This is a genomic window from Pseudomonas sp. B6001 (genome assembly GCF_013386015.1).
Taxonomy (GTDB): domain Bacteria; phylum Pseudomonadota; class Gammaproteobacteria; order Pseudomonadales; family Pseudomonadaceae; genus Aquipseudomonas.
Genome location: NZ_JACAOX010000017.1, coordinates 208,374 through 234,833, shown reverse-complemented (window position 1 = coordinate 234,833; position 26,460 = coordinate 208,374). Strand labels below are relative to the sequence as shown.

Annotated in this window: 18 protein-coding genes; 7 read left to right on the top strand and 11 right to left on the bottom strand. The window is 59.3% G+C overall.

Annotated features, from left to right (window positions below; all coding sequences use genetic code 11):
- Positions 1-2 precede the first annotated feature (2 nt).
- From HX821_RS18415 to yaaA, 10 genes are all read right to left on the bottom strand, one after another.
- Entirely contained in the window at positions 3-1,568 is a 1,566-nt protein-coding gene (locus HX821_RS18415; protein WP_008434176.1) for an MBOAT family protein, read from the bottom strand.
- A gap of 217 nt (positions 1,569-1,785) precedes the next feature.
- A complete protein-coding gene (locus tag HX821_RS18410; protein ID WP_177036206.1) occupies positions 1,786-2,895 on the bottom strand; it encodes a mannuronate-specific alginate lyase in 1,110 nt (369 codons plus the stop codon).
- Positions 2,896-2,903: 8 nt separating this feature from the next.
- Positions 2,904-4,352 carry an alginate O-acetyltransferase gene (locus tag HX821_RS18405; protein WP_076014451.1) on the bottom strand — a complete coding sequence of 483 codons (1,449 nt, stop codon included), beginning with the start codon at positions 4,350-4,352 and terminating at the stop codon, positions 2,904-2,906.
- Between the two features lie 11 nt (positions 4,353-4,363).
- Complete coding sequence (gene algG / locus HX821_RS18400) at positions 4,364-5,923, bottom strand: mannuronan 5-epimerase AlgG (RefSeq protein WP_177036205.1); 1,560 nt, start codon at positions 5,921-5,923, stop codon at positions 4,364-4,366.
- Positions 5,923-7,410 (bottom strand): alginate export family protein, encoded by a 1,488-nt coding sequence (locus HX821_RS18395; RefSeq protein WP_177036204.1) that lies wholly within the window; start codon positions 7,408-7,410, stop codon positions 5,923-5,925. The genes algG and HX821_RS18395 overlap by 1 nt, the downstream gene beginning before the upstream one ends.
- Positions 7,407-8,786 carry an alginate biosynthesis TPR repeat lipoprotein AlgK gene (algK, locus tag HX821_RS18390; RefSeq protein ID WP_218166090.1) on the bottom strand — a complete coding sequence of 460 codons (1,380 nt, stop codon included), beginning with the start codon at positions 8,784-8,786 and terminating at the stop codon, positions 7,407-7,409. Before algK ends, HX821_RS18395 begins: the two co-directional genes overlap by 4 nt.
- A 135-nt stretch (positions 8,787-8,921) precedes the next feature.
- A complete protein-coding gene (locus HX821_RS18385) occupies positions 8,922-10,091 on the bottom strand; it encodes an alginate biosynthesis protein Alg44 (protein ID WP_003216292.1) in 1,170 nt (389 codons plus the stop codon).
- A 36-nt stretch (positions 10,092-10,127) separates the two neighbouring features.
- A complete protein-coding gene (alg8, locus tag HX821_RS18380; RefSeq protein WP_017477650.1) occupies positions 10,128-11,609 on the bottom strand; it encodes a mannuronan synthase in 1,482 nt (493 codons plus the stop codon).
- Between the two features lie 84 nt (positions 11,610-11,693).
- The gene (locus HX821_RS18375) at positions 11,694-13,010 is read right to left on the bottom strand and encodes a nucleotide sugar dehydrogenase (protein ID WP_003216295.1); all 1,317 of its coding nucleotides are present in this window, start codon (positions 13,008-13,010) and stop codon (positions 11,694-11,696) included.
- Between the two features lie 867 nt (positions 13,011-13,877).
- Positions 13,878-14,657: a peroxide stress protein YaaA gene (yaaA, locus tag HX821_RS18370; protein ID WP_102606060.1), complete on the bottom strand. Its 780-nt coding sequence runs from the start codon at positions 14,655-14,657 to the stop codon at positions 13,878-13,880.
- Positions 14,658-14,951: 294 nt separating this feature from the next.
- Here yaaA and HX821_RS18365 point away from each other — a divergent pair, with 294 nt between their 5' ends.
- From HX821_RS18365 to moaE, 5 genes are all read left to right on the top strand, one after another.
- Positions 14,952-16,076 carry a polysaccharide deacetylase family protein gene (locus HX821_RS18365; RefSeq protein WP_003216300.1) on the top strand — a complete coding sequence of 375 codons (1,125 nt, stop codon included), beginning with the start codon at positions 14,952-14,954 and terminating at the stop codon, positions 16,074-16,076.
- A 349-nt stretch (positions 16,077-16,425) separates the two neighbouring features.
- Complete coding sequence (locus HX821_RS18360; protein ID WP_010170407.1) at positions 16,426-17,820, top strand: PhoH family protein; 1,395 nt, start codon at positions 16,426-16,428, stop codon at positions 17,818-17,820.
- A gap of 164 nt (positions 17,821-17,984) precedes the next feature.
- Positions 17,985-18,458, top strand: a complete 474-nt coding sequence (moaC, locus tag HX821_RS18355) for a cyclic pyranopterin monophosphate synthase MoaC (protein WP_008435663.1) — start codon at positions 17,985-17,987, stop codon at positions 18,456-18,458.
- The gene (moaD, locus tag HX821_RS18350) at positions 18,455-18,697 is read left to right on the top strand and encodes a molybdopterin converting factor subunit 1 (RefSeq protein WP_177027774.1); all 243 of its coding nucleotides are present in this window, start codon (positions 18,455-18,457) and stop codon (positions 18,695-18,697) included. The genes moaC and moaD overlap by 4 nt, the downstream gene beginning before the upstream one ends.
- Before the next feature lie 2 nt (positions 18,698-18,699).
- Positions 18,700-19,149 carry a molybdopterin synthase catalytic subunit MoaE gene (moaE, locus tag HX821_RS18345; protein ID WP_003216307.1) on the top strand — a complete coding sequence of 150 codons (450 nt, stop codon included), beginning with the start codon at positions 18,700-18,702 and terminating at the stop codon, positions 19,147-19,149.
- A 67-nt stretch (positions 19,150-19,216) separates the two neighbouring features.
- Here moaE and HX821_RS18340 read toward each other — a convergent pair whose 3' ends face one another.
- Positions 19,217-20,353, bottom strand: coding sequence for an FAD-binding oxidoreductase (locus tag HX821_RS18340; RefSeq protein WP_177036203.1), 1,137 nt, complete (start codon positions 20,351-20,353; stop codon positions 19,217-19,219).
- A 255-nt stretch (positions 20,354-20,608) separates the two neighbouring features.
- Here HX821_RS18340 and HX821_RS18335 point away from each other — a divergent pair, with 255 nt between their 5' ends.
- Both HX821_RS18335 and HX821_RS18330 read left to right on the top strand, forming a co-directional pair.
- The gene (locus HX821_RS18335) at positions 20,609-21,634 is read left to right on the top strand and encodes a hypothetical protein (protein WP_087692829.1); all 1,026 of its coding nucleotides are present in this window, start codon (positions 20,609-20,611) and stop codon (positions 21,632-21,634) included.
- 46 nt (positions 21,635-21,680) lie between these two features.
- On the top strand, positions 21,681-26,453 hold the full coding sequence (locus HX821_RS18330; RefSeq protein ID WP_177036202.1) for an RHS repeat domain-containing protein: 4,773 nt from the start codon (positions 21,681-21,683) through the stop codon (positions 26,451-26,453).
- Positions 26,454-26,460 lie beyond the last annotated feature (7 nt).

Below are 26,460 nucleotides of genomic sequence, written 5' to 3'. Positions count from 1 at the left end.
CCTCAGAACTGGAAGTAAAGGAACGGCGAGAAGCTCTGCGCCGAAAGTTTGAGAATCGACGCCACGAACAGCAGCAGTACTGCGGCGCGCATGGCGTAGCGTGGCCAGGTGGCGCTCCAGTAGGCCGGTTGCACGGTGGCCTCGGTGCCCACGGTGTAGCCGGGCTCATGGATGCTGCCCGGGTTGTCGCCCGGTACGGCCTTGATCAAGCCCGGTTGCGCAGTCGCCGGGCCATCGGCCTGGGTGTTCACCGCAGGCTTGGTTTTTTCCGGTGGGCGGTTGCTGTAGAAGTCCCGCAGGCCGAAGAACGCCAGGGTTGCGTACGCCACCACCAGGGTTGCCACTTGCAGGCCGGTGAGGCTGGCGCGGTTGAGTTCCGACAGCGACCACTCGCCGAAGCTGAACATCGCGCCGTACATACGGCCGGCTACGTGCAGGTTTTCCGAGCGGAAGATCACCCAGCCCATCACCACCAGCAGGAAGGTGAAGGCCCAGCGCACAACGTTGAAACTGCGCGGTGCGGTGTTGAGGCCGATGGCTTTTTCAATCGCCAGCCACATGCCGTGCCAGGCGCCCCACACGATGTAGGTGATGTTCGCACCGTGCCACAGGCCACCGAGGAGCATGGTCAGGAACAGGTTGCGGTAGGTGGTCAGCGTGCCTTTACGGTTGCCGCCCAGGGTGATGTACAGGTAGTCACGCAGCCAGGTGGACAGGCTGATGTGCCAGCGCCGCCAGAACTCGGTGATCGACTGGCTGATGTACGGCTGCTTGAAGTTTTCCATGAAGCGAAAACCCATCATCAAGCCCAGGCCGATGGCCATGTCGCTGTAGCCGGAGAAGTCGAAGTACAGCTGCGCGGTGTACGCCAGTGCGCCGAGCCAGGCGTCACCCGTCGTAGGGTTTTGCAGGGCGAAGCAATGATCGGCGACCACCGCCAGGGTGTCGGCGATAAACACCTTCTTGATGAAACCCTGCATGAACCGCGTGCAGCCCTCGGAGAATTTATCGAGGGTGTGGGTGCGGTTGTTGAACTGGTCGGCCAGGTCGCGAAAGCGCAACACCGGGCCGGCAATCAGGTGCGGGAAGATCGCCACGAACGCCGCAAAGTCGATCAGGTTGCGGGTGGCCGGGGTGTCGCCGCGGTACACGTCGATGATGTAGCTGATGGACTCGAAGATGTAGAACGAGATCCCGATTGGCAACAGCACGTGGGTCAGGATGAAAGGCTCAAGGCCGGCCGACTTCATCATCAGGTTGATGCTGTCGACACCGAAGTTGGCGTACTTGAAGTAGCCGAGGATGCACAGATCGACCGCCACGCCCAGCAGCAGCCAGCGCTGGGCCGGCTTGGTGCGCACGCCTGCCGCACCGACCTTGAGGCCGATCCAGTAGTTCCACAGCGTCACGGCGGCGAACAGCGCCAGGAAGTCCACTCGCCACCAGGCGTAGAACACATAACTGGCAACCAGCAGCAGCAGATTGCGATAGCGTTGCCCGCTCAGGTAGTACAAGCCGAGGAAGATCGGCAAGAACAGGAACAGGAACACATTGGACGAGAAAACCATCCCGATCTCTCCATGTTTAACCAACAGTCAAGGGCCAACGGCCCCCCCAAACCCCCCACCGAAAACGGAGAGGGGCGGTATTACATTCCCACTGACGAAACCGGCTCAAAATGTGGGAGCGGGCTTGCTCGCGAATGCGGTGTGTCATTCAACACAGAGGGCGACTGACACAGCGCCTTCGCGAGCAAGCCCGCTCCCACATTTGAAGTGCGTTTCGTCAGCTGCCTTTGTTGCCTTTCTCATGCGCCGGGTCGAAGACCTTGGTCAGGTCACCCCCCAGGCGGAACGTCTTGAACGGCTGCATCCCGTGCTTGCGCTCGATCACATCCGGGGCGCAGGTGTAGAGGGTGCAGAAGGGCTCAAGCCAGGCAAATTTCATGTCTTCCTTGAGGTCCTTCATGTCCTGTTCCTTGCCGTTCTTCTGCTCGAAGATCTCCGGGTCTTTCACCCCGGCCAGCACCTTGTCACCCAGGCGTTTCAACGCGCCGTTGTTTTCCTGGCGCAGGTCCACACCGTTCACCAGGGCAAAACTGGCGATCATCGCCAGCGGCGGCAGGGCGTAGTTGTGGTACGACAGGGCCCGTTGCTGACGCTTCAATTCGTTGGGCAGGAAGCCTTGGGCATCCACCTGGTTGGCGCCGACCTTGTATTCCTTCACGGCCCAGTCAAACAGGTCGCGGCGGTTCACGGCGACGGAGGTCGCCATCACCGACCAGGCAGCCCAGTAGGAGTGGTTGTTGGTTTTATCCAGCGGCAGGTTGTCCCAGTCGCTCACCACCTGGTCGGCCATTTTGCTGAACCAGGCTTCGATCAACTGCGACTCCTGCTGGTGGTTGGCCAGCGGATGAGAGTCGGAGAACTTCAGGCGCACATAGGCCGACGCCATGCTGCCCAGTGCCCATTTGCGCATGGACTTGCCGGTGTGGTTGAAGTCCTTGGACATCAATGCATCGGCCTTGGCCCAGCTCGTGAGCCAGTTCAGCGTGCATTCCAACTGCTCCGGACGGCCGTCGCGCATGAATTGCATCACGCGCTTGCTGGTGTCTTTTTCCAGCTTGGTGATGTCGGCGGTGCTGTCGCGAAAGGCTTTTTCGGACTGCACATTCAGGGTGGAACGAGCCTTGTCCGAACCTTCGTACTTGCTGCGAAATTGCAGCGAGCCGGTGTACGGCGCGGGCATGGCGTCGCAGTCATTCTTGAAGTCGCCGGTCTTGAATGCTTCTACCGGGGCGAAATAACCCTGGGGCGGACGCAGTGGTGCGGCGGCGTTGACTTGGCCGGCAAACATTGCCAGGCCCAGCAGCGTTGGAATCAATAACTTCTGCATAAGTAACCTCATTGCCCCGTTGAAGCAGTCTGTTGACCACCGGCGGGGAATACGTTGCGTGTGCAAATTTTCGCTTCGACTTTCTGCGCGGCCTGGCCCGCTTCAGGGCCCTGCACTTCCACGGCCAGCAGGTTTTGCGTGGCCCAGTCTTCATCGGTGCGCAGTTCAAAGGCGAAACGCCCGTCTGTATCGGATGTTTCGGGTTTCTCGATCTTGATGTCCTCGTGGCGCCCGTTCATGTACCAGAGGGTGGCTTGCAGGGTTTTCACCGATGGGTCGGCGAAGCGGATGTCGACCTGGTGACTGCTGTTGCGCAGGTCTTTGTTCGAACTGTTCACCAGCAATTCGTTCTTGCCGGGTTTCAGCGTGGTGCTGGCGCTCATCTGGGCGGTCTTGCCTTCACAGCCGTTGTCCAGCAGCGACATCATCTGGCGGTAGATGGTCTCCTGGTCCAGGCGATACAGCGGCGAGAATTCCCAGATCAGGATCTTCGGCGGGGTCTTCTGGAATTCTTCGCTGCCCAGGTACTGGATCATCGAGCCTTCCAGGCCACCACCGGGGAAGGCGACGTTAAGGATGTCGGCACCGATTTCCTGTTCCAGGAAGCCGGCGAAATTGTAGTTCTTGCCACTGTGGCTGGTACCCACGAGGGTGATCTGCGGGTTGCCGGAATCACCGAACAGGTCGCCGTCTGCCGCTTCGCCCTTGGGCTCGGTGGTGAACTGGTCCATGTACTGGATCGCGTAGCTGGTGCCGCACAGTTGCCCGGCCATGTTGTGCAGGGTGCCGGTCTTGCCCATGCGCCCGGACCGTTTGGTCTCGAATTCGCGCTGCGGGATGCCGGCAAATTCAGGCATCGCCCGCACTTTCGCGCCGACGATTTTGGCGGTGCGCTGGGCGCCGTATGGCGTCCAGTGTTGGTCGCCGCGGAAGTAGAAATCGTGGGCCGGCAACTCGTCCGGCAGTTGCTCGTTGGTCAGCGGCGACAGGTCCGGCACGACGTAGCCCATCTTGGCGAAGCGCCCGAGCATGGTCTTGTAATTGCCCAGGGCCTTGTCGAAATCGAACCTGGCTTTTTCTTCAGGGTTGAGCTTGTTGCGGTTCACCAAGCCACGGGTCGGCTGGTAGACCACCACCAGTTCCACGCCCTTGCTCTTGAACGCATCGTGCAGCTGCTGCATGCGTTTGTAGCCGGCGGGGCTGGTGTCGAATTCGGTGCGCAGGTCTTCCTGGGTCCGGAACAGCCAATCGCCCTGGGCTTGCACCAGGGTGGTGAAGTTCTGCTGGTAGCGCGTGGTGTAGTTCTTCGCGTCGTGGGCGGCCGGGCACAGGCTGCAGCACGGTTCGGCGGTGAAGGTTGGCGCCTTGATTTCGTCGGCGCGCACGCCCTGGCTGGCCGCGAGCAGGCCGAGGGTCAAACCCGAAAGGCTGAGCAGTTTGATCATGTGTGGGTGCATAAAGGTCATCCTCAGTCCTGCATTTCGGTCTGGCGTTCGACAGGGTCGATCAGCACGGCTTTCTTCTGGCGTACCAGCAAGTCGAGGATCTCTTCCTGGCGATCGCCAAGAACGCCCGAGAAGCTGATGCCACTGGATTTGGTCGGCGCAAGCATCGATACGCGGTACAGCTCGACGCTCAACGGCGAGTCGATGGACAGCGGCCCGCTGCCGTTGGCGGCCAGCTCACCGCCCACCACAATCAGCGAGACCTTGGTGTCGAACGGGTCGAGGGCGATGTCGCGGTCGGTGTCGGTCAAATCCTTGATGTGGCCGTACACGCCGGTCAGCCCGTTGGCCATGGCAACGTTCTCGTACAGGCGAATGTTCACGCTGTTACGCACGCGGATGCCGTGGCGACGGTTGCTGATCACCTTGTTGCCCCACAGCAGGTTATCGCCGCTCTCATAGAGGGTGATGCCGTCGGTGTGGTTGCGGTAGATCTCGTTGTCGGCGATCAGGTTGTTGACGCTGTTACGGTCGATCACCAGGCCCGAGAGCTTGTTGTCGAAGCTGCGGTTGTTGAAGATGAAGCTGTCGTTCACTTCCCGGGAAATGATGATGCCGTGCTTCTTCTTCGTGCCGTAGACGGTGTTGTCGGTGATGATCAGGCCGTGTGAACGGTCGTGGGGGTCAATGCCGTAGACGATGTTGTCCTTGTAGGTATTGCCCTTGAGCACAAAGCCGGTGGTTTCGTAGCAGTAGAAGCCGTACCACATGTCCGAGAACTCGGAGTCGACGATCCAGCCCGTCGGTTCAGGACGCTTGAGCACCTTGGCCATGTTCGGCGTGTATTGGGAAATACTCACGCCATACGACTTACTGTTGGCGTAGCCGAAACTGGCCATCTTGCTATTGGCGATGTAGGTCTCGGTGCCGCCCCAGGCCAGCAGGAACGGGCGGAATTCCTTGGGCGACTGGAAGGTCGCCGGGCCGTTGGTCTTCTCGCGCCAGCCGGTGATTCTGGTGTCACGTACGAACAGCTGGCCGTCGTTGATCAGGAACGAACCGGCTTCCTGGGACAGTCGCAGCTCTTGAGTCTGCTTGTCGATTTCGAGGATGCCTTTACGGCCCACTACGATCGGCAACTTGGCCAGGAACACCCCCGGCGAGGTTTCGCTGAAGTACTGCTTGGGCACTTTCTTCAGCAGGTCCTTGAGGTTCATGTAGCCGTCGTCGACAAAGATCGCCTGGGGAATGCCGTGCTGGCGCACTACCCATTCGGCCATCTTGTTGTCGCCGCCGATGAAGTCCTTCAGGGCGTCTTCCTGCATCATCCGGCGGATGCTGATTTTGCCTGGCTTGGTACGCACGATCTTTTTCGCGATATTGGCCGCGGTGTAGCCGGACACGTCCGGCAGCGCAGGCTTGGCCATCTCCAGCGGCTCGGTCGGCGGGCTGGAGATGGTGTAGGTCTTGGCCTGTTGCAGCTCTTTGGCGATGGTCGGCGCTTTGTCGGCGAAGGCCGAGGCGCTGGCCAACAGCATGGCCGCGACGAGCAGGCGTTGAGACTTCATTGCGCAGGCTCCCATCAGAACTTCCAGATCACGTCGACAAAGGCGCGATGCATGTACGAGTCGACCTGGCTGCCATAGGCGTCGCCCGGCTTGAACACGCCTGCACGGAAGCGCACCAGGGCCGACGGCTCGTCGATCGACTGGCTGAGCCCGGCCGGCAGCAGGCCTTTCTTGAAGTACTTGGTGACCACCAGGTCCATCTCCTGGCCCAGGTCTTTCTTGCCGTCTTCAAGCGGCAGGGACGTGCTGGACAGGATCGCGCCGGTCACGTCATCGGTGTTGTTCTGCACGGCATCGATGCCGTTGCTGCCCACCGGCTTGTTGCCGTCTACGCGCCAGAACTTGTGGTACACAAGGCTTGCGTCATAGTCCTCGCGCAACTGCCAGGACCCGAACAGGCTCATGGACTGCATGTTGTTCATCTCGCCGCGAAACGCTTCGCCGAAGCGGTGGACGCGGGACTGGGTACCGGTCCAGTTCGAACGGTTGCTTTGCAGGCCGTTCTGCTCGTAATCGGCACTGGCGCGGGAGTAGGCGGCGCCCACTTGCCACTGCGGGTCGAGGCGCAGGCGCACACCCAGGTCGGTGGCCCAGCCATTCACGTCATCGCTGCGCTTGGCGTTGGCCGGGCGGGTGCCGTCGGCGTTCAAGGCGTTGACCGTGTCGCGGTCGCCCTGCATGCCGGTGACGCTCGCCCAGTAGTTGACGGTGTTGGTGTTGCGCCAGTTGTAGGCGTCGCTGTTGGCTTCGATGCCGAGCCAGGTCAGGTCGCCGTTCTCGCGCTTGTCCAGCGAGTCGGTGGCCACGCCCGGTTCCGGGTAGTCGAGCTTGCCGTCATCATGGGTGTGGTGAGCGCGCAGGCCGATCCACTGGCCTGGCGTCCACTGGTAGGCGGCGTCGGCGTACAGGTGCTGACGGTCCTTGTCCTTGGGCGACAGTTCCTTGAGGTCGGTGCGGTATTCGCTGAAGCGCTCGGCGACGCCGACATTGGCCTTGAGCAAGGTGGTGTCGAAGGTCCAGTTCAGCGCTTCGATATTGGTGTCGCGCCATTGGCCGTCGTCATTGCGCAGGCGTTGGCGACCGAGCTTGAGGATCTCGCCGGGGTAGGGCGTGAAGCCGCCATAGGCGACCCAGAACTCGCGCATCGCCAGGTAGTTCTTCTTGCTCTTGCGGTCGTCATTGCTGGTCTGTTGAGTGGCGTCATCCGAGGACTGTTGCAGGGTGTCGGTCTCGATGATGTCGCTGGAGGTCACGGCCTGGCCCATGGCGTAGGCGCTCCAGTTGCCGCTTTCACCGTAGATCCACGGGCGCAGGTCAAGGCCGATGCCGTTGACGTCGCCGCCTTTCTGGGTGCCCAGGTCGCGGTCATCTTCGGACTGGCCGGTGACTTTGACTTCCAGGCCGAAGTTCTTGGCTTCGGTCAGCGCCGCCAGGGTCGGGCACGACCACAGCAGGGCGAAGGTCAGGCCGATGCCGGCCTTGACGAATGGGTTGAGCTTCATAGGGATTCCTCGCCGTCTTCTTCTTGCAGGGCGTGCAATTGCAGCGTGCTTTGGGCCAGGGTGCCGCGCACGGCCAGTTCCTGTTGCACCAGGCGTTGGCCTTCGGCGCGTTGTTCCGGGGTCAGCGGCGCTTCGAGCTGGGTCGCCAGGTCGTTGGCTTCCGGCGTGTCCTGGGCCTTGGCCAACTGGCTGAAGACATAGGCGTTAAGCGGGTCGGGCTTGGTGCCCTTGCCTTGGGAAAACAGCTGGGCAATCGCGAAGTCGGCGCTGTTCTGGCCGTTGCGCGCAGCGGTCAACAGATGGTCCAGGGCCTTTTGCGAATAGACCTTGCCCAGGTAGCCACGGCGGTAGATCTGGCCGAGGTAGTAGTCGGCGGCGACTTCGCGGCCGACGGCTTTCTGGAAGTGTTCTTCGGCGGCCTTGGCGTCAGCCGGGACCCACTTGCCTTCGTAGTAGAGCTTGCCCAGCAACAGTTCGGCGCGGGGCTGGTCGGCGGCGCGGCCGTTGTCGAGGTACTTCATCATCTGGTCGACGTCGCCCAGTTCCGGGAAGTCGTAGAGCAGTTGCGCCAGGCTGACCCAGGAGGCCGGGTAGCCGGGGGCGATTTTTTCCAGCAGGGCCTGGGCGGTTTTTTCGTCGGTCTTGCCCAGGCTTGCATCACCCAGTACACGAGCCACGCTGTCGACCCGTTGGGCGGTGACGGTGCCGCGGCTGTAGCCGGCTTCCATCTGCTTGAGCAGGTCGGCCTGTTTTTCCGGCTCGGCTTTTTTCTGGTAGACCGTGGCCAGCTCGACGTAGCAGATATCGGTGGTGTTCAGCGCCGCCTTGCAGATGCTTTCCACTTCATCCAGGTGCTGGTCGTAGGTGTCCTGGGTGCGATACAGCAGCACCTGGGCGAGACCGGCTTCCGGGTAACCCGAGGCGCGCCATTTGCTGATCTGCTGCTGGGCGTTGATGTTCGGGAAACTGTGCGGGTATTGCAGGTAGAGCATTGCCAGCGGGATCAGGGTGTTGCCTTCGCCATTGGCAAAGGCTTTTTTCAGCAGGCCTTCGGCTTCATGGTGTTCGGCTTCGGTCGCGCCGGGCTTGGCCACCAGCAGGCGGCCCAGGCGTGCCTGGGCACGGGGCGAGGTATCGGCGGCCGCGCGGTACGTCGCTTCGGCCTGCTTGATTTGCTCGGGGTCGCGGGTGCCGACCTGGATATCCGCCAGGCCCACTTGGGCCTCGCTGTAGCCCAAATCCGCGAGCTGCTGGTAGTTCTGCTGGGCAGTGACGGTGTCGCCACGTTTCAGCGCTTCATTGGCCAGGCGTTGGTCGGGCAGACCGGCGCAACCGGCGAGGCTGACCGCAACAGCCAGCAACGCCACAGTTCCCATGTGGGAGCGGGCTTGCTCGCGAAGGGGCCCTGTCAGTTGATGCATGTGTTGGCTGACACACTGCTTTCGCGAGCAAGCCCGCTCCCACAGGGATTGCGGTGTTTTTGAGAGAGTCATCACAGGCATGTCCTCTGCTTACAGACCGTTGGCCATGGCTTTGTCGATCAGCCAGTTCAGGGACGGGCCGCGATCGCTGGTCACTTCAACCGGGCGACCGGCGTAGGTGCTGTCCAGCGGGGCGTCGGGTTTGATCTGCACGCGGATGTCGGAGGACATTTCGCTGCTGTTCAGGCTGGTGCTGCTGACGATGGTGCCGGTGCGTACCTGCTCTTCATCCGCTACCTGGAAGTTCACGCGGGTGCCCGGGCGAACGTCGGCAAACTGGCGATAGGAGAAACGTGCATCAACGTTGGCCTGGCTGCCGCGTGGCACCAGTTGGAAGATCACGTCGCCCTTGCTGGCGTACTGACCGTCGGCGACCAGTTGCTGGGCCACGACGCAGTCGCAAGGGGAGGTGAGGGTGCCGGTCATTTGCTTGCCGAACAGCTCTTCGACCTTGGCCGGTTGCAGCTGGTCTTCGTCCAGATGGCCCTTGAGTACGTCGAGCATGCTGGTGCTGAAGGTTGCCAATGGCGCGCCTTTGGCGGCGACCGCATCGCCTTTGATCAGGCTTTGCACGGTGCCATCGCGGGGCATGGTCACGTTCATCCCGGGCACGCTCACCAGGCCGGAGGTGGCGTGGCTGACGAAGTACATGCCGTACACCGATTTGACCACGAAGCCGAATGCCGCCAGGCCCACCACGAAGATCCCGAGGCTGAAAGTCACCGCCCGCAGGCGGCCACCGACGCTCATGTTGCTGCCGCCGTCCTTGACCTTGCGCGCCTTGGTGAAGTTGTCGCGTTGCAGGGTTGCCAGCACGTCACCCATGGTCACGATGTCACCGGCCAGGTGCGAGGTGATCAGGTGGCGCAGGGTGGAGATGTCTTGTGCATCGAGGTTCTGGAACTGGCAACCGGTGCGGCCGGTCTGGCGGTCGTAGGAGCGAATCTGCAGCTCGACGTCCATCGCCAGGCCCAGGTTGTCGATCACGAACTGCAAGCGACCCTTGTGCACATCGCCGACTTTCAGCGGCTGCTGCGGGGCGTTGAAGGCCAGGCCGCCGGCTGACAGGTCGATCACCCGCACTTCCATCGGTGTTTGATCGGCGCCGAAGAAGCGCAGCTTGGCCGGGATTTTGACCCGGGCGTGTTGGCGCTGGGCTTCGGATTCGTGGACAACGTTGGCGTTTACTGGGCTATTCATGGTGTTTAGTTCCTAGTTAATTCAGGCTTGGCAGGGTCAAACCATCATCAGCAACACGGCGACGAAAATGCTGCCGGCGGAGAAGGTCATGGTCCGAGACGACCAGGTGTTGAACCAACGTTGAAAGCTGGCCAAATCGCGGGTCAGTTTGGTGTCCTGGCGGGTCCAGGACTGTTGATCAAGGCGGAAGAACACGTAGATCTTCACCAGCGCGCCCATGATCTGGTTGTAATAGAGAATCACCGGGTAAGCCGGGCCGATCTTGTGGCCGGAGCACGACAGCAGCAGGGTCAGAATCAGGCGGGTGATGCCGATCCACAGCAGGTAGGCGAGGATGAACGCGCCGCCGTATTTGAAGGTGGCGATGATCGCCACGGTCAGCCCCAGCAGGGAGGTCCACATCGACACGCGTTGATCAAACAGCACGATGCTGGTGAACAGGCCCAGGCGACGCATACCCAGGCCCAGGGCACGTGAGTTCTGGCGCAGGTTGTTGCCGTACCAGCGGAACATCAGTTTGCGGCTGGCCTTGATAAAGCTCTTTTCCGGCGGGTGTTCCACGGTGTGAATCGCGGCATCCGGCACATAAAAGGTGTCGTAGCCCAGGCGCATCAGGCTGAACCAGCTGGACTTGTCGTCACCGGTCAAAAACTTGAAGCGGCCCAGGCGCCAGTGTTGCAGCGAGTCGCTTTCCACATCGGCAATGAAGCCCGGGTCGGTGACCACGTTGGCGCGGAATACCGACATGCGGCCGGTCATGGTCAGCACGCGTTTGGACAGGGCCATGGAGCACATGTTGATGTGGCGCTGGGCGAAGCGCAGCTTGTGCCACTCGCTCATGATGTAGCCGCCGCGCACTTCGCAGAACTCGTTGGTGGTCAGGCCGCCGACATTGCCGAACAGCTGGAACCACGGCACGGTCTTGCGCACTACGCCCTCGGCGAGCACGGTGTCGCCATCGATCACGGCCACTACGGCACGGTCGTCCGGCAGGTGGCGGGAGATGGCGCGAAAACCGAAGGCCAGGCCGTCACGCTTGCCGGTACCGGCGATGCGCACGAAGTCCAGTTTGACGTGGTCGGGCGGGTTCATCCTGGCCCACAGGCTCTTGACCAGCAGCTCATCGGACATTTCCACCAGGGAGCAGACCACGGTGGTAGGGAAGCCACATTCGATGGCCTCGCGGATCACCGAGCTGTAGACCTGGGCCGTGGTCAGCGCGTCGATCCGAAAGCTGGTGACCATCAGGAATACGTGGGACGGGTCTGCTGCCTTGCCCAGCTTGCGCACTTTGCGCCGCAGGTGCGGGTAGACCACGTACAGGAACAGCATGCCGCGAAAGAAATGCGTAGCACCCATCGAGTAGCGCCAGATACCGACGGCGCCAATCAGGAAAATAAAATTCTTCGACTCTGAGTCGAACGTACTCGCCGGCAACAGCAGGGCGAGTCCCATCAGCAGGCTCAGGAAAAACAGCCAGCCGGCAGATTGGAGGAGTACGTGTTTTAACTTGGACATAGGCGTCATTCCGCAGGTGAAGGAGGCTTCAAGCAGCAAGCGCTGGGGATCAGGACGCTTGCCGCTTGAAACTTGCCGTTGCTGTTACCAGCAAATGCCTTCGGTACGGCCGCTCACGCTGGTGGCCTTGGACATGAAGCCCACCAGGTCGACCACTTGCTTGCCGTGGGGGGCGTTGTGCGCCAGGGCACGGAACTTCTCATCGCGGTTGCCCAGGATGATCACGTCGGAGTTGTTGATCACTTCGTCGAAGTCCGAGTTGAGCAGGGACGACACGTGAGGGATCTTGCCTTCGATGTAGTCCTTGTTGGCGCCGTGCACGCGAGCGTATTCGACGTTGCTGTCGTAGATGCTCAGGTCGAAACCCTTGCCGATCAGCATCTCTGCCAGTTCCACCAGCGGGCTTTCGCGCAGGTCATCGGTGCCGGCCTTGAAGCTCAGGCCCAGCAGGGCGACTTTGCGTTTGTCGTGGCTGGAAACGATGTCGAAAGCGTTTTGCACCTGGGACTCGTTGCTGCGCATCAGCGAGTTGAGCAGCGGCGCATCCACGTCGAGGGAGCCGGCGCGGTACGTCAGGGCGCGCACGTCCTTGGGCAGGCAGGAACCGCCGAAGGCAAAGCCCGGGCGCATGTAGTACTGGGACAGGTTGAGGGTCTTGTCCTGGCAGACCACTTCCATCACTTCGCGACCGTCGACACCCACCGCCTTGGCGATGTTGCCGATCTCGTTGGCGAAGGTCACTTTGGTCGCATGCCAGACGTTGCAGGTGTACTTGATCATCTCGGCGACGGCGATGTCCTTGCGGATGATCGGCGCGTCGAGTTCTTCGTACAGCGACTGCAGAACATCGCCGGAAGCGGTGTCGAATTCACCGATGACGGTCATCGGCGGCAGGTCGTAGTCGGCGATGGCGGTGCTTTCACGCAGGAACTCAGGGTTTACGGCGACGCCGAAGTCGACGCCGGCTTTCTTGCCCGAGCAGTCTTCGAGAATCGGAATCACCACATTGGCCACGGTACCTGGCAGCACGGTGCTGCGGACCACGATGGTGTGACGGGAGGTCTTGTCACGCAGGACAAAACCGATCTCGCGGCACACCGATTCGATGTAGTTGAGTTCCAGGTCGCCGTTCTTCTTGCTCGGCGTGCCGACGCAAATCATCGACAGGTCGGTATCACGGATTGCCTCGGCGAAATTGGTGGTGCCGCGCAGTCGGCCGGTTTGAACGCCCTGGCTTAACAGCTCGCCCAGACCCGGTTCAACGATGGGGGATTTACCCGCGTTGATCAGGTCGATCTTTTCCTTGGAGATATCTACGCCAACGACCTCATGGCCCCGTGCAGACAGGCAACCGGCACATACCGCGCCGACGTAACCCAAACCAAATATGCTGATGCGCATCGCATTTACCTCATTGTTAATCGTGCCACTAGATGGCCGGAGTTCATGTTTTGAAGCGTCACCCAGGCACTGGGAAGTGCGACGAATAAACGTCGGTATATCCAGTGCAGGCATACTAAAAGTCGAGTGACTAACTAATGCACTCAAGTTGTGCGCAACTTGGCCTTATTGTTGGGGCTTGCCCTGAAATGCAGCCAGCCTTCCTGGGGAAGGGCCTGGCGCCAGTGCCGCAAGGCGTTGACAGGGGCTTTGAGCCCTTATATATCAACGGCTTGGGTTGTCTCACTGACCCATACAGGTGAGCTCAGCCTTGGCCTTGTCGGAGAAAGTAGTGAAACCTTTGCGTCCGCCTTCAACTAATCAGTTGATGATTTGACCATTGAGTCAAAGTTATATGACAACTTTGCTACTTCCCTTGGTCGCCACGTAAGTCATCTCTTACATCTTCAGAGATAATCGTTACCGGTGGTATGAGCGGTGCTTTAGGACATAGTTCCTGTCCACTCATCCTGTTTCCGGAAATTTCTTGAAATATTAGGAAAGATGGCACTAGTACTATTCTGATAGCACTTGCTATTTAGGCCAGTAGTTGCGGGGAGTTGCGAGGGGTGAATAGTTTTGTGCCACTACTGTTTTAAAAAAGTGGTGCCACTACGAAAAAAATTGACGAATGTCGAGTGAAATAAATGTTAGGGAATCTGAAGAATTATTTTTGACGCCAAATAAATGACGAATTCGGAGTTGGATGCAAACAAAATGTGGGAGCGGGCTTGCTCGCGAAAGCGGCGTGTCAGGCAATAAAGGCATCGACTGAACCACCGCTTTCGCGAGCAAGCCCGCTCCCACATTTGGATCTTCGTTGTCAGGTTATTCCGGTGCGTGATCCCGCAGGAACACTAGGTTATCCGGCTTCGACTGCTCCGCATTGAAGCGATAACCCTGCACGTCAAACTCCTTGAGCCTGGCCGGGTCGTTGATGCGTTCTTCAATCACGAAGCGGCTCATCATGCCCCGGGCCTTCTTGGCGTAGAAGCTGATGATCTTGTACTGGCCGTTTTTCAGATCCTTGAACTCGGTGTTGATGATCCGCGCTTTCAATGCCGGGCGTTTGACTGCCGAGAAGTACTCGTTGGACGCGAGGTTGAGCAGCACGTCATCGCCTTGTTCGGCCAGGGCTTCGTTGAGCCACTCGCTGATGCGGGTGCCCCAGAAAGCGTACAGGTCCTTGCCACGGGCGTTGGGCAGTTTGGTGCCCATTTCGAGGCGGTACGGCATCATCAGGTCCAGCGGCCGCAGCAGGCCGTACAGGCCGGAGAGCATGCGCAGGTGGTCCTGGGCGTAGGTGAAGTCGGCGTCCTTGAGGGTTTCGGCGTTGAGGCCGGTGTAGACGTCGCCCTTGAATGCCAGCAGGGCTTGTTTGGCGTTGGCGGGGGTGAAGGCGGGGGTCCAGCTGCCGAAGCGTGCGGCGTTGAGGCCGCCGATTTTGTCGGAGACGTGCATCAGTTCGCTGATTTGCGCCGGGCTGAGTTCGCGCAGTTGTTCGATCAGCTCCTGGGAGTGGTCGAGGTATTGCGGCTGGGTGAAGCGCGGGGTGACCGGCTTTGACTCGAAATCGAGGGTTTTGGCGGGGGAAATCACCGTCAGCATGAAGTCGTCTCCTTTAATCGTGGGGGGATTCTAGGGGGTAGGGCGGTTTGACTCCACCTATGATGGTGATAGATAGCTGTGCGGTCGTTGGGGGGCATATCCGTTTCTGCGGTTACGGCGGCTTATGGTTTCGCTCTTACAGCGAGTCACTTTGCAAAAGCGTTCAAAAGTGAGCCGCTGTAAGAGCGGAACCAATACAAGCCATCACTCAAATAACGCATATACACACCAACCCAATAGCGCCCCCACACGATCGGCTATAGTGCCCGACGACTCTGGAAAGGGAGACCCTTCGTGCGAATTGCGCTTTTACTGTCAGCCTGGCTCATCTGCCTGGGCGCCCAAGCCGCCCCCGTGGACGTCGCCACCCTGGACCGCGGCACCTGGCCCGAACGCCTCAGCAGCCCCGCCCTGTTCGACGTCGCCTCACGCGCAGAAATCCTGATGTTCGCCCACACCCTGCTCGCCAGCGAATCCCTCGACGAGCCCGCCCTCAAGCAGCGCCTGGGCCTGAAGATCATCAACCAGGCCTCGATCGACGACCTGCGCCGCCAACTCTGGCAACGGCTACTGGAAAACTACACCTTCGCCCAACAAAGCTGCGAACAGGACGCCTCCTTCTGCTACCTGGTGGAAAACATGGACGACCTGCGCGAACAAGCCGCCAAATTCGAAGTCAGCGACAACTCCTTCTATATAGGCTGGGCCGGCCCCAGCCGCGCATTCCACGAACGCTACCTGGATGAACAGTTGCGCAAGGCCGCCCTGTTCCCCCAGATCAGCAGCGAAATCGCGCGCTTCGGCGATCACGAACGCAACGGCGACGAACTCAACGACCGGATGTTCCTGCTGACCTTCGACAGCGGACCGTCCCCGGTCAGCGGCAATACCGACTGGCTCGCCGACTACCTGCGCAAACAGAAAATGCACAGCCTCTTCTTCGTGCTGGGCAACAGCCTGCAAACCCGCGTCGAGAAAAGCTCGGCCACCGATGTGCAGGCGCTGTACCAGGGCCAGTGCGTCGGCATCCAGGGCTGGCAGTACCGCTCCCATAGCCACTGGGTCGACTGGCAGTCGTCCATCACCCGCAGCGCCTCCCTGGCGCAAAACCTGATGCCGGAAAACTACTTGCCGCTGTTCCGCCCGCCGTACGGTCAGCGCCGGTCCGACAGCCAGGGATTTTTCCAGTCACAAGGGCTGCAAGTGGCCTTGTGGGACATCGACTCGGAAGACGAACCCGGCAAGCTCAAGGCTGATGAGTCGGCGAACCGCGTGCTCACACTGATGCTGTTGTGGCGGCGCGGGGTGATCGTCTTCCACGACACCCAGGACAAGGCGCGCATCGCTTTACCCTGGCTTTTACACGCCACGGCAGAAAGTGGACTCGGCTGGCAGGATTGCCGCGAAGCGTTTCGCTGAAAAAGCACGAAAAGCCCGGCCCTGTTGGGGCTGAGGTTTTTCAGGGGGGAATTTGGGAGGTATTTCGATACAGGCGGACTTCCGACTTTAACGGTGCAATGCCGGCGCGCCTAGTGCTATTCGTCATCCTGAAAAATAAACTTCAAAAAAGCGTCAAAGTGCTTTTTCCTGTCATGTGTTTTGCGGTATTACGAAGACAGACAGCCGAAACCTGCAACACAGGTGGCGTCTTCCAAGACACCTCTTGTGTGCACCGCACTTGACGCCCCTCAAGTGCGTTCGACGGTCGAATCGAGGCGCAGCACTGTCGCGGTATTGCGTCGACTGGCTCCCACAAAGGTGACCGAGTATGGATGATCATGGACGTAACCCTTCTTCCGACCAGCCAATCCTTTATGTGCTTGATACCAATGTACTGATTCACGATCCAAACGCACTGCTCAACTTCGAAGAACACCACGTCGCCATCCCGATGATCGTGCTTGAGGAGCTCGACAAACTCAAAAGCGGGCACCACAGCGTTGCCGCCGAATGCCGCCAGGCCATCCGCCTGATCGACAAGACCCTCGGCGAAGCCTCCCCCGACGACGTCGAGGTGGGCGTACCGATCCAGCGTGGCAAAAGCGGGCCCAAGGGCTTGCTGTCGATTCTGATGAGCAAGCGCAGCGAGCCCAACAGCCTGCTGCCGGAAAATCTGAACGACAACAAAATCATCAACCAATTGATCGACCTGCACGCACGCGACAAGGACCTGCGCCTGGTGCTGGTGACCAAAGACATCAATATGCGCCTCAAGGCACGAGCGTGTGGGATCGCTGCCGAGGACTACAGTACTGACCAACTGGTTGACGACGTGTCGATGCTGTCTCGTGGTTATCACACCATGACCGGCTCGTTCTGGGATCGCGTCAGCAAGGTCGAAACCCGTCAGGACCATGGCCGCACCTGGCACCAGGTACAGCTGATCGACAACCTGCCGGCTGTGCACATCAACGAATTCATCATCGACGAACAGGGTTTTGTGGGCTGGATCAAAGAGATCCAGGTCGACAAGCTGCTGATCCTCGACCTGCATCAGGAACCCCTGTTGCACCAGGAAGCCTGGGGCCTGAAACCGCGTGATATCTACCAGAGCCTGGCGCTGTATGCCTTGCTTGATCCGGACATCCACCTGGTCAACCTGACCGGCGCCGCAGGTTCGGGGAAAACCATCCTCGCCCTGGCCGCCGCCATCGAACAGACCATGGTTACCAAACGCTATCGCCGCATCATCGCCACCCGCAGCGTGCAGGGCCTGGACCAGGAAATCGGTTTCCTGCCCGGCACCGAAGCGGAAAAAATGGAGCCGTGGCTGGGGGCGATCACCGACAACCTCGAAGCCTTGCACATGGATGACGAAAACACCCATGGCAGCGTCGACTACATCCTCAGCAAAGTGCCGTTGCAGTTCAAATCCCTCAACTACATTCGAGGTCGCAGCTTCCAGCAGAGCCTGATTTTGATCGATGAATGCCAGAACCTCACGCCGCACCAGATGAAAACCATCATCACCCGTGCCGGCGCCGGTTCCAAAGTGGTGTGCCTGGGCAACCTGGCACAGATCGACACCCCTTACCTGTCCGCGACCAGCTCCGGGCTGACTTACCTGACGGAACGCTTCAAGGACTTCCCGAACGGCGTGCACATCGCCTTGCAAGGTGTCCCTCGTTCGATTCTGGCCGAATACGCCGAATCTCACCTGTAACCACGGTCAATGTGGGAGCTGGCTTGCCTGCGATAGCATCACCTCGGTGTAACTGACATACCGAGGTGCCTGCATCGCGGGCAAGCCCGACTCCCACAAAAGCCAGCTCCCACATTTGATCGGCGTTGGGTTTACAATCGGAGCTCCTGATCAGGAGTATCCCTGTGCTGACTCATCTCGATTCCCAAGGTCGCGCCCACATGGTCGACGTCACTGAAAAAGCCGTGACGTTCCGTGAAGCCGTGGCCGAAGCGCGGGTGCGCATGTTGCCCGAGACCCTGAAAATGATTGTCGACGGCGCCCACCCCAAGGGCGACGTGTTTGCCGTGGCCCGTATCGCCGGGATCCAGGCCGCAAAAAAAACCAGTGATCTCATTCCCCTGTGCCACCCGTTGATGCTCACCGGGGTCAAGGTCGAGCTCAGTGCCGATGGCCTGGACGCGGTGCGCATCGTCGCCCGCTGCAAACTCTCCGGGCAGACCGGCGTGGAGATGGAAGCGTTGACCGCGGCCAGTGTTGCCGCCCTGACGATCTACGACATGTGCAAGGCCGTGGACCGTGGCATGACCATCGAAACGATTCGGCTGCTGGAGAAACTCGGCGGCAAGAGCGGGCATTTCAAGGCGGACCAGGCATGAGCATCAACGTACTGTTTTTTGCGCGCTACAGCGAAGCGATTGGTCTGGACTCCCTGGAGATGGAAGGCGATTTCGCGACGGTCGACGCTGTACGCCAGGCATTGGCCGGTGACCCGAAATTCGCGGTGCTCAATGAGACCAGCCTGATGTGCGCTCGCAACCAGGAACTGTGCGACCTTGATGAGCCGCTGCAGGCTGGCGACGAAGTGGCATTCTTCCCGCCCGTGACCGGAGGCTGACCATGGCGATTCGGGTGCAGGCCGAGGCGTTTGATCCCGGCGCCGAGGTCAATGCGATGCATGCGGCCAATGTGGGCGTAGGCGCGGTGGTGAGTTTTGTCGGCTATGTGCGCGACTTCAATGATGGCCTGGATGTGGCAGGGATGTTCCTCGAACACTACCCGGGCATGACTGAAAAGGCCCTCGGCAAAATCGTCGTGGAGGCCGAGCAACGCTGGCCGCTGCTCAAGCTGGAAGTGTTGCATCGCATTGGCGCCCTGGAGCCGGGTGAGCCGATCGTGTTTGTTGCGGCGGCCAGCGCCCATCGTCAGGCCGCGTTCGATGCCTGCGCCTTTGTGATGGACTACCTGAAGACGCGGGCTCCGTTCTGGAAGAAGGAAAACACCAGCGAAGGGCCACGCTGGGTGGAAGGGCGCGACAGCGATCACGCAGCCGCTGACCGCTGGAAATAACGTGTGGCGAGGGAGCTTGCTGTGGGAGGGAGCTCCCTCGCCACAGCAAGCTCCCCCGCCACACAGGTCAGGTCGAGGCTTGCAGCCGGTGGGGCGACAGCATCGCTTCGGTCAACCCGAACGCCGCCAATGCATCCGGCAAAGGCTTGCCGCGCACCAGCGCCGCACTGGCCTGGCCCATCGCCGGAGACGTCTGGATCCCGTAGCCGCCCTGAGCCGCAATCCAGAATAATCCCTCCACCTGTGGATCGAACCCGCAGACCAGATCACCATCGCTGACGAAACTGCGCAGCCCGGCCCAGGTCCGCGCAGGCCGGCGGATGCTCAGGGTGGTGGCTTCCTCGATGTGATAGATGCCCGTGGCGATGTCCAGCTCTTCCGGTTGCACATCGTGGGGCTCCACCGGGTCGGCATTGGCCGGTGAGCCGAGGAACATGCCGGCGTCGGGTTTCATATAGAACGAACCGTCGAGGGCCGCCAGCTCCGGCCATGCGTGGATGTTCAGCTCGGCGGGTGGAGAGAAGACGAACGCGCTGCGACGTTTGGGTTGCAGGCCGATTTTCTGTGCACCGGCCAACTCGCCGATATGGTCGGCCCAGGCGCCGGCGGCGTTGATGATCACCGGGGCGCTGAAGTGTTGTTGGGCCGTGCGCACTTGCCACAGTCCCTGACCGTCGCGGGTCAGTTTCTGCACGTCACTGTCGGTGTGGATTTCTCCGCCATTGCGCCGAATGCCGCGCAGGTAACCTTGATAGAGCGCATCGGTATCGATGTCACACACGGTCGGGTCGTAGATCCCGCCATGGACTTTTTCCCGGCGCAGGATCGGCATCATGGCCATCGACTCCTCGACGTCGAGCAGTCGCGTTTCTGGCACAAGGGCTTTGGCACTTAGGTACTGGCGCTGCAACTCACCGGGGTCGCCAATCAAGTCCACCAGCAATTCGCCCCGTGGGGTGAGCAAGGGGTGTTCGGCAAAGCCTGCGGGCGGCTGATCGAAGAAGGCGCGGCTGCCCAGCGTCAGTGCGCGGACCTGGGGCGTGCCATAGGCGGCGATGTACAGGGCGGCGGAACGGCCGGTGGAGTGGTAACCCGGCATCGACTCGCGTTCCAGCACGATGACGCGGGCATGGTGTGACAGCCAGTAGCCGGCGGATGCGCCGGCGATGCCACCGCCGATGATGAGGTAGTCGGCCTGGTTCATGTGTTCCTCCTGGATTTGAAAAATGCTGAAACCAAATGTGCAGGCTTGCTTGCTCCTCCACAAGCCCGCTTTCACATTTATATTCAGCCTGGCGATAAAGCAGGAAATCGCTATTTCCTTTTGACCTGAAAATTCCGGAAAAACTGTTATTTCTAACAGTAGGCGGTCCCTTCTATAAAGCGCTTACTTGCATCAGGCCGGTACAAGATGTGGCGTTGATGATAACTGTTCTCTATGTTGGATAAGGAGAAGGAAATGAAAGCGGAAGATCCCAATGTTCGTTTAAAAACGTTTGATATTGAATTCCCTCGCGATGGTGGCAATGTAGTTAATAATGAGGTGTATCTGGGTGGCAAACAGCAATGTCAAGTCAATATAATTGTCCAAAAGGAGAGGAGAAACGCTGAAGGTATATGGGAGCTGGCAGCCTTTGAGGCGACGGAGCTTGAAAGTGCCACGGTGGTTGAGTATTCCACAAACCCAGAAGCGACAATTCCGGCCGGATGGTATTGTGATACAAAAAGGAACGAATTTAACATGGGTCGGTGGTCGGGGGTGCTTGAGGAACCCAGCATGGCTACAGCCCCTTCTAACCCTATTATTCAGCCGATGCCCGGTATTGGTCCGCTCGAAAATGAGAAGCGATACCTGAGGTGTGATCTGAGATCAAGTGGTAATCAGCAGTTTATGGCAAAAATTACGGTGGGACGTAAAACATATACAACTAATATGGAGAGAGATAATGTTAATTATCAATCATCTGTCACTGTTAAGTGTCAAGAGCCCTATACATTGTCTGCTGAGCGGCTCGATCATTGGGCTGATACCGACGCCTTTTCAGTGCAGGGTGTGGATGTGGATATTTATTATTGGACGCCCCCCCTTGGGTTGAGATTTGTCGAGAATATACCTCCGACTGATCCCGTAAAATTAAAAGATTCATCTGTTCAGGGGGATCACTTTGATATTTACTACACTCGGGACATTGGGCACGGTATTAGACAGATCGGCGGTGTCATACGGGGTAATACTGTTGGAAACATCACAATGAATAGCCTGCTGAAAAAATCTTCAGGGGGAAATGACCCAATTCCTGCGAACAAGCGCAATACCATCATGCGTGCTGCGCGAGTCAAGGCCTGGTTGGATAACCCCAACACCGATCAACAAGGGGCCAGTATTTGGACAATGGTCGATAGTTATGGCTGCTCGCATCACTATTACCTGACCGAGACCGACAATTACAATGTGATGGTGCTGCGCGCCACTTCAAAACCCTGACGTTCCAGGCATTTCATCCCCTCTCCAAGTGCGAAGCGGTGGACCTATGGACATCTATTCGAACGCGTTTAATTTCAGTGCCCACCTCGGCGGTTCGGTTGACCTGCGTACCGGGCAGTATGGGTGTCTGGTTCGTTTGGCAGTCTTGAGCCCAAAAGGGCCGTTAGAGATCAGCCGAGAGATTGCCTTGGCGTTCTCGATGATGGATACCCGCAACAGTGGCTACGGTAAAGGCTGGAGCTTGTCGAATACCGAATTTGACCCGAACAGCTTCAAGCTTACGCTACTCAACGGTGAACAATATCTAACCCAAGGGCTGCCCTCCGTAGGGGACAATGCTGTTATTACCGACCATAAGTTGAAGGACCTCACCATAAAACGGGTTGCGCAAAATACGCTGCACGTAATTTACAAGGATGGCACTGTCGAAATCCTGCGTCCCCTCAGCATTCCCGGTCCCTATAAGATCAGTGCCATCCAGTTCGAAAATGGCGAGCGGCTGACCTTCCGGTATGGCGGTAATAACTTATTGCAGAGCATTGTTGACGATAAAGAAACCGACCTGTTGATGTTGAAGTATTCCGCCGGATCGCTGGTAACCGCCGATACACTAATTGATGGTAATCGTTATGCCCGTACGCGATTTGAATATACTCATATCGACAATCAACTGACCAAGGTCACGGTTCCTTATGACTTGGCCGGGCCAGTCGCAAGTGAGGCCTATTCGTTTCAGTACCTCAGGTTGCCTGATGCAATGGTAGCTATTTCGCAGGTTATGACACCCATGGGGGGGCAGGAGATAATTCGGTATAACTCAAATGGGCATCAATACGATGCCCGTTTGTATATTCCGGTCGTCACCTACTGGGAGCAAAACCCCGGACGCGGGCAGCCCTCAGTCGTCCGCTCTTATAACTACAGTCCCAACCGTAACTTCACGGGATATCCTCTTAATGGCGGATTTCGCCAGGGCCAGGATAATTTGTATCGGGTGGATAGCGAGTACGCTTATTGGGCGGAAGAAACTTACGTTGATAATAATGGCAAGCCCCTGCGGTCTACCCGCGCCACTTATAATCGTTTTCACCTGTTGACTGAGGAATTAATGCTAGCCAATGGCAGCCAGGTCAAAACCGAGACTGTCTACAATGAAGTTCGGGGCGTCCAGTTTCCAAATCAGCCCGCCAATCTCCAACTTCCGAGCCGCATCACCAAGACCTTTGAGCTGTATCCTCAGGGTGGCAAACCCCCAAGGGCGGAAGTGGTCAGTATCACCACCGATGACTTCGGCAACGAACTAAGCCGCACCGAGGCCTCCGGCGTACGCACCGAATACACTTATTACCCGGTGACCGGCGAGCCCCGAAGATGCCCTGCCGACCCCCATGGACTCTTTCAACGTTACCTGAAGCTGGAAAAGCTTTTCCCGGCCAGATCGACCACTGCGGCTCGGACCACTGAACATTCCCACACCGACGTCTCGATAACGGGGGGCGGCTACTTCGTCATGCCGCTTGCCATCAACCTTGAAGGGGGCACCCATACGTCTTATACCTATCATTCTGTGGCCGCCAACCCCGCCCTGCATGGTCGCTTGAAAAGCTCCACGACGACGATCGACAAGCTCTCTCTGGTCTCCGATTTCACCTGCACCTTCAATGGCGACTCGATCACCGAAGTCCGGAGCTTGAAGGGGCGTGAGCCTGGTCAATGGCTCGAGTCCGCGCGCACGTGGTCACTGACCAATCAGCGTCTGCTCGACATGACACGTGATGCCGTCGGCAGCCTGGCGATGACGTACGATGTCAGTGGGCGGCTGACATCGGAAACCGCCGCGCCAGCCACGCTCCAGATGGCCCGACGTCGTTATGCCTATCACTTTTCGGCCGGGGCCAAGATGGCCCATTTGGTCACCACGGATGCACAAGGCACCGTGCTCTTCACGTATTTCGATGGCATGGGACGCCAGCTCTCTGCTGCGCAATCGCTTGATGGCATCGCGGACAATGACAGGCTTCTGGGTTCCTGGGCGTACGACGCACTCGGGCGGCTCGTGAAGCAAACCCGTCTGGATTATCTGGGTGATGGGCCGCGTACATTGAAAACCAGCCACGCCTATAACATTTGGGGCAACCCGTGGACGGTAACTCAACCCGATGGTCGGGTATTGATCGATGAATATGACCCGCTCCTCAACCGCCGGGTGACGGGGGTGCAAGGTGACGCGCAACTGGAAACCTGGTTCAACGAACACAATCAACCGGCACGGGTTGAGCGGGTGAGCGTTGGCGGTGCGCGCATTGTGGTGGAAACCCGTACTTATGACGGGCTGGGCCGCTGCACGGAGCGCATCGATGCCAGGAAGACCAAGACTGAATACGCCTATGACATTTTTGATCGTGTGGTGCGCAGCCTGGAAACCCCATCCGACGGAACGCCGCCCCGTGAGCGGTTGACGACGTATGCGCTTGGCACCAGCGAGCCAATGGTGCGCACCCTCACCGTAGACAGCAAGCTGGTTGGCACGCGTGAATACGACAGTCTGGACCGCGTCATTTCCCAGGCGCGCGGCAGCGCAACAGCCACGACCTGGGAGTACAAGCCCAACCAGGTTGCGCCAGTGGCGGTGACTTCGCCGCGCGGTGATCGTCAAGAGTACGGTCATGATCCTGAGCTGGAGACATTAACGAGCGTCAAGATGGCAGGGCATGCACCGATAGACCTTGAGTACGACCCCATCAGTGGAGCGATGCGACAATCACTCACCGCCGGGCTCAAGCATGAGATGAGTTACGACGAGAACGGCTATCTCGCCAAGGAAGTCCAGACGCTGGGCAGCCAGCCCTTGACTAGCCTGACGAGTTATTCGCCGGGTGGGCGGCTGTTGCGGCACTCCGCGGCGGATGGGCAGCACAGTGACCTCGTATATGACCAGTTCGGACGCCTCCAACAGACCACCACCGGTTTCGTCCGCATGATCCGGACTTACGATAGTCTGGGCCGCCTTTCGGCGCGAACCCTCAATTATCAAATGCGTCTTACCGACTCGGTGACCTTTGACGCATGGGGGCGTGAGTCGGAACGCAAGCTGGAACAGGACGGTGCGCTACTGCAGAACATTGTCAGCACCTATTACGACGATGGCCTGCTGGCCACTCGCACGTTGAAAGACGCGAATGACGCCGTGGTCACGGGCGAGACGTTCACTTACGATGGTTATTCGCGACTCAAATCCTATGTGTGCGAGGGCACGCAATACCCGATGGATAAATTGGATCGGGCGATCAAGGAACAGCGTTTCAGTTATGACGGTCTCGATAATATGACTGAAGTGCGGACAACGTTTATCGATGGCAGTAGCGACCGCAGCGAGCGGTTTTTCCAGGGTAAGGACCCTGCCTGCCTGACGCACCTGACCCATACAAACCCGGTACGAAACCTGACCCTGAGCTATGACGCCGCCGGTAATTTGCAACAGGGCACCTTCGGTCGCGGTTTCACGTACAACGGTTTTGACCAGCTCACTGCTGTACAGACCGCCACAGACAAGTACAGCTACCAGTACGACGGCGAAGCACGCCAGGTGCTTGCTGCGCGAGGCAACGAAGCTCCCGTGATGCTGGCCTATGCCGGGGATCGGCTCGACACGCTGGCGCAGGTCAGCATGCGGGCACGTTACGTGCGCGACGGTGACCAGGTGGTGGCCTACCGAGATAGTGGTAATTACCAGAAACTACTGGTTCTTGACGGCGCTGGCAGCGTCCGCGGTGTGGTGGCACCGATCACGGACCAGGTGCGCCGGCATTACGCACCCTACGGTGACGCCAGGATCGAGTTGCGGGATGACGTGTCGCCCACGATGATGGAAATGCAATTGCCCGCCTACAACGGCGAGCGGCTGGACGTACCGGTCAACCTCTATCACCTGGGTAATGGGCGCCGTGCCTATGACCCCGAACTGATGGTGTTTCTCTCTCCTGATCCCCTCAGTCCTTTTGACGAGGGCGGGATCAACAGCTACGCCTATTGTGGCGGTGACCCGGTGAATTGGTCGGACCCCAGCGGCCTCTTCAGTTTTCCAACATGGGCCCGGTGGGCACTGACCGGTGTTGCACTGGGCATGTCGGTGGTCACCGCTGGGCTTGCAACCGCGGGCTTGCTCGCTGCCATCGGCGCTCAAGCCGCTGCACTGACCATTGCCGGCAAGAGCGCGCTGTTGGTAGCCTCAGGCGCGGCCTCGGTAGGTGGGACGTTGGGGATTGCCGCACTGAGCGTTGAGGCGGTCGACAATCAGATGGGCTGGGATCGCTCCAGTCAAATCAACGTCCTGAACTGGGCATCGCTGACCTTTGCAGCGGTGGGTGTCGCGGCCAGTTTAGGGGGCGCAGGCATAGCGGCGACGGGCGCTTCCCGGGCGGTTGAAGTCGCCGCAAGCCCGGCGGTCCGAAGCTTCAGTCTATTGAGTTCCCAAGCAAGGGCCGGATTGCAGGCCGCTGGCAAGTTGCTGACCGGTGCTTCTTACAAGTTCTTCAATGACATCACGCTGCCAAGCCAAGCCTGGGGGGTGACGCGTTTTGGCTTGCGCGTGGTCAATCTGTACCGCTCGGTCGACGGTCGGATCAGAAAGCGCCAGCCGGCAGCGCCTATCGGGGGCGATGCCGAGAACTTGCAGCAGCCACTGGGGCAGCCGCAACCCCAGCCTCAGGCCCATCGCCTTGTCGATATGTCGGGCAGCAGCTTCACTTTCCATGAGGCCTTTTCGCAGGAGGCCTCGCGTGTTCGCCAACCCATCCTGGCCGAATGGAATTCGGCCTGAGGTCTTC

Excerpts from the sequence above, each read along its gene's own strand:
- HX821_RS18340 (WP_177036203.1), bottom strand. The coding sequence starts at position 20,353 with ATGAACCAGGCCGACTACCTCATCATCGGCGGTGGCATCGCCGGCGCA.
- HX821_RS18415 (WP_008434176.1), bottom strand. The coding sequence starts at position 1,568 with ATGGTTTTCTCGTCCAATGTGTTCCTGTTCCTGTTCTTGCCGATCTTC.
- HX821_RS18385 (WP_003216292.1), bottom strand. The coding sequence starts at position 10,091 with ATGAATAGCCCAGTAAACGCCAACGTTGTCCACGAATCCGAAGCCCAG.
- HX821_RS18360 (WP_010170407.1), top strand. The coding sequence starts at position 16,426 with ATGGATGATCATGGACGTAACCCTTCTTCCGACCAGCCAATCCTTTAT.
- algK (WP_218166090.1), bottom strand. The coding sequence starts at position 8,786 with ATGGGAACTGTGGCGTTGCTGGCTGTTGCGGTCAGCCTCGCCGGTTGC.
- HX821_RS18375 (WP_003216295.1), bottom strand. The coding sequence starts at position 13,010 with ATGCGCATCAGCATATTTGGTTTGGGTTACGTCGGCGCGGTATGTGCC.
- yaaA (WP_102606060.1), bottom strand. The coding sequence starts at position 14,657 with ATGCTGACGGTGATTTCCCCCGCCAAAACCCTCGATTTCGAGTCAAAG.
- HX821_RS18330 (WP_177036202.1), top strand. The coding sequence starts at position 21,681 with ATGGACATCTATTCGAACGCGTTTAATTTCAGTGCCCACCTCGGCGGT.
- moaD (WP_177027774.1), top strand. The coding sequence starts at position 18,455 with ATGAGCATCAACGTACTGTTTTTTGCGCGCTACAGCGAAGCGATTGGT.
- moaE (WP_003216307.1), top strand. The coding sequence starts at position 18,700 with ATGGCGATTCGGGTGCAGGCCGAGGCGTTTGATCCCGGCGCCGAGGTC.
- alg8 (WP_017477650.1), bottom strand. The coding sequence starts at position 11,609 with ATGTCCAAGTTAAAACACGTACTCCTCCAATCTGCCGGCTGGCTGTTT.
- HX821_RS18410 (WP_177036206.1), bottom strand. The coding sequence starts at position 2,895 with ATGCAGAAGTTATTGATTCCAACGCTGCTGGGCCTGGCAATGTTTGCC.
- HX821_RS18395 (WP_177036204.1), bottom strand. The coding sequence starts at position 7,410 with ATGAAGCTCAACCCATTCGTCAAGGCCGGCATCGGCCTGACCTTCGCC.
- HX821_RS18405 (WP_076014451.1), bottom strand. The coding sequence starts at position 4,352 with ATGCACCCACACATGATCAAACTGCTCAGCCTTTCGGGTTTGACCCTC.
- HX821_RS18335 (WP_087692829.1), top strand. The coding sequence starts at position 20,609 with ATGAAAGCGGAAGATCCCAATGTTCGTTTAAAAACGTTTGATATTGAA.
- algG (WP_177036205.1), bottom strand. The coding sequence starts at position 5,923 with ATGGGAGCCTGCGCAATGAAGTCTCAACGCCTGCTCGTCGCGGCCATG.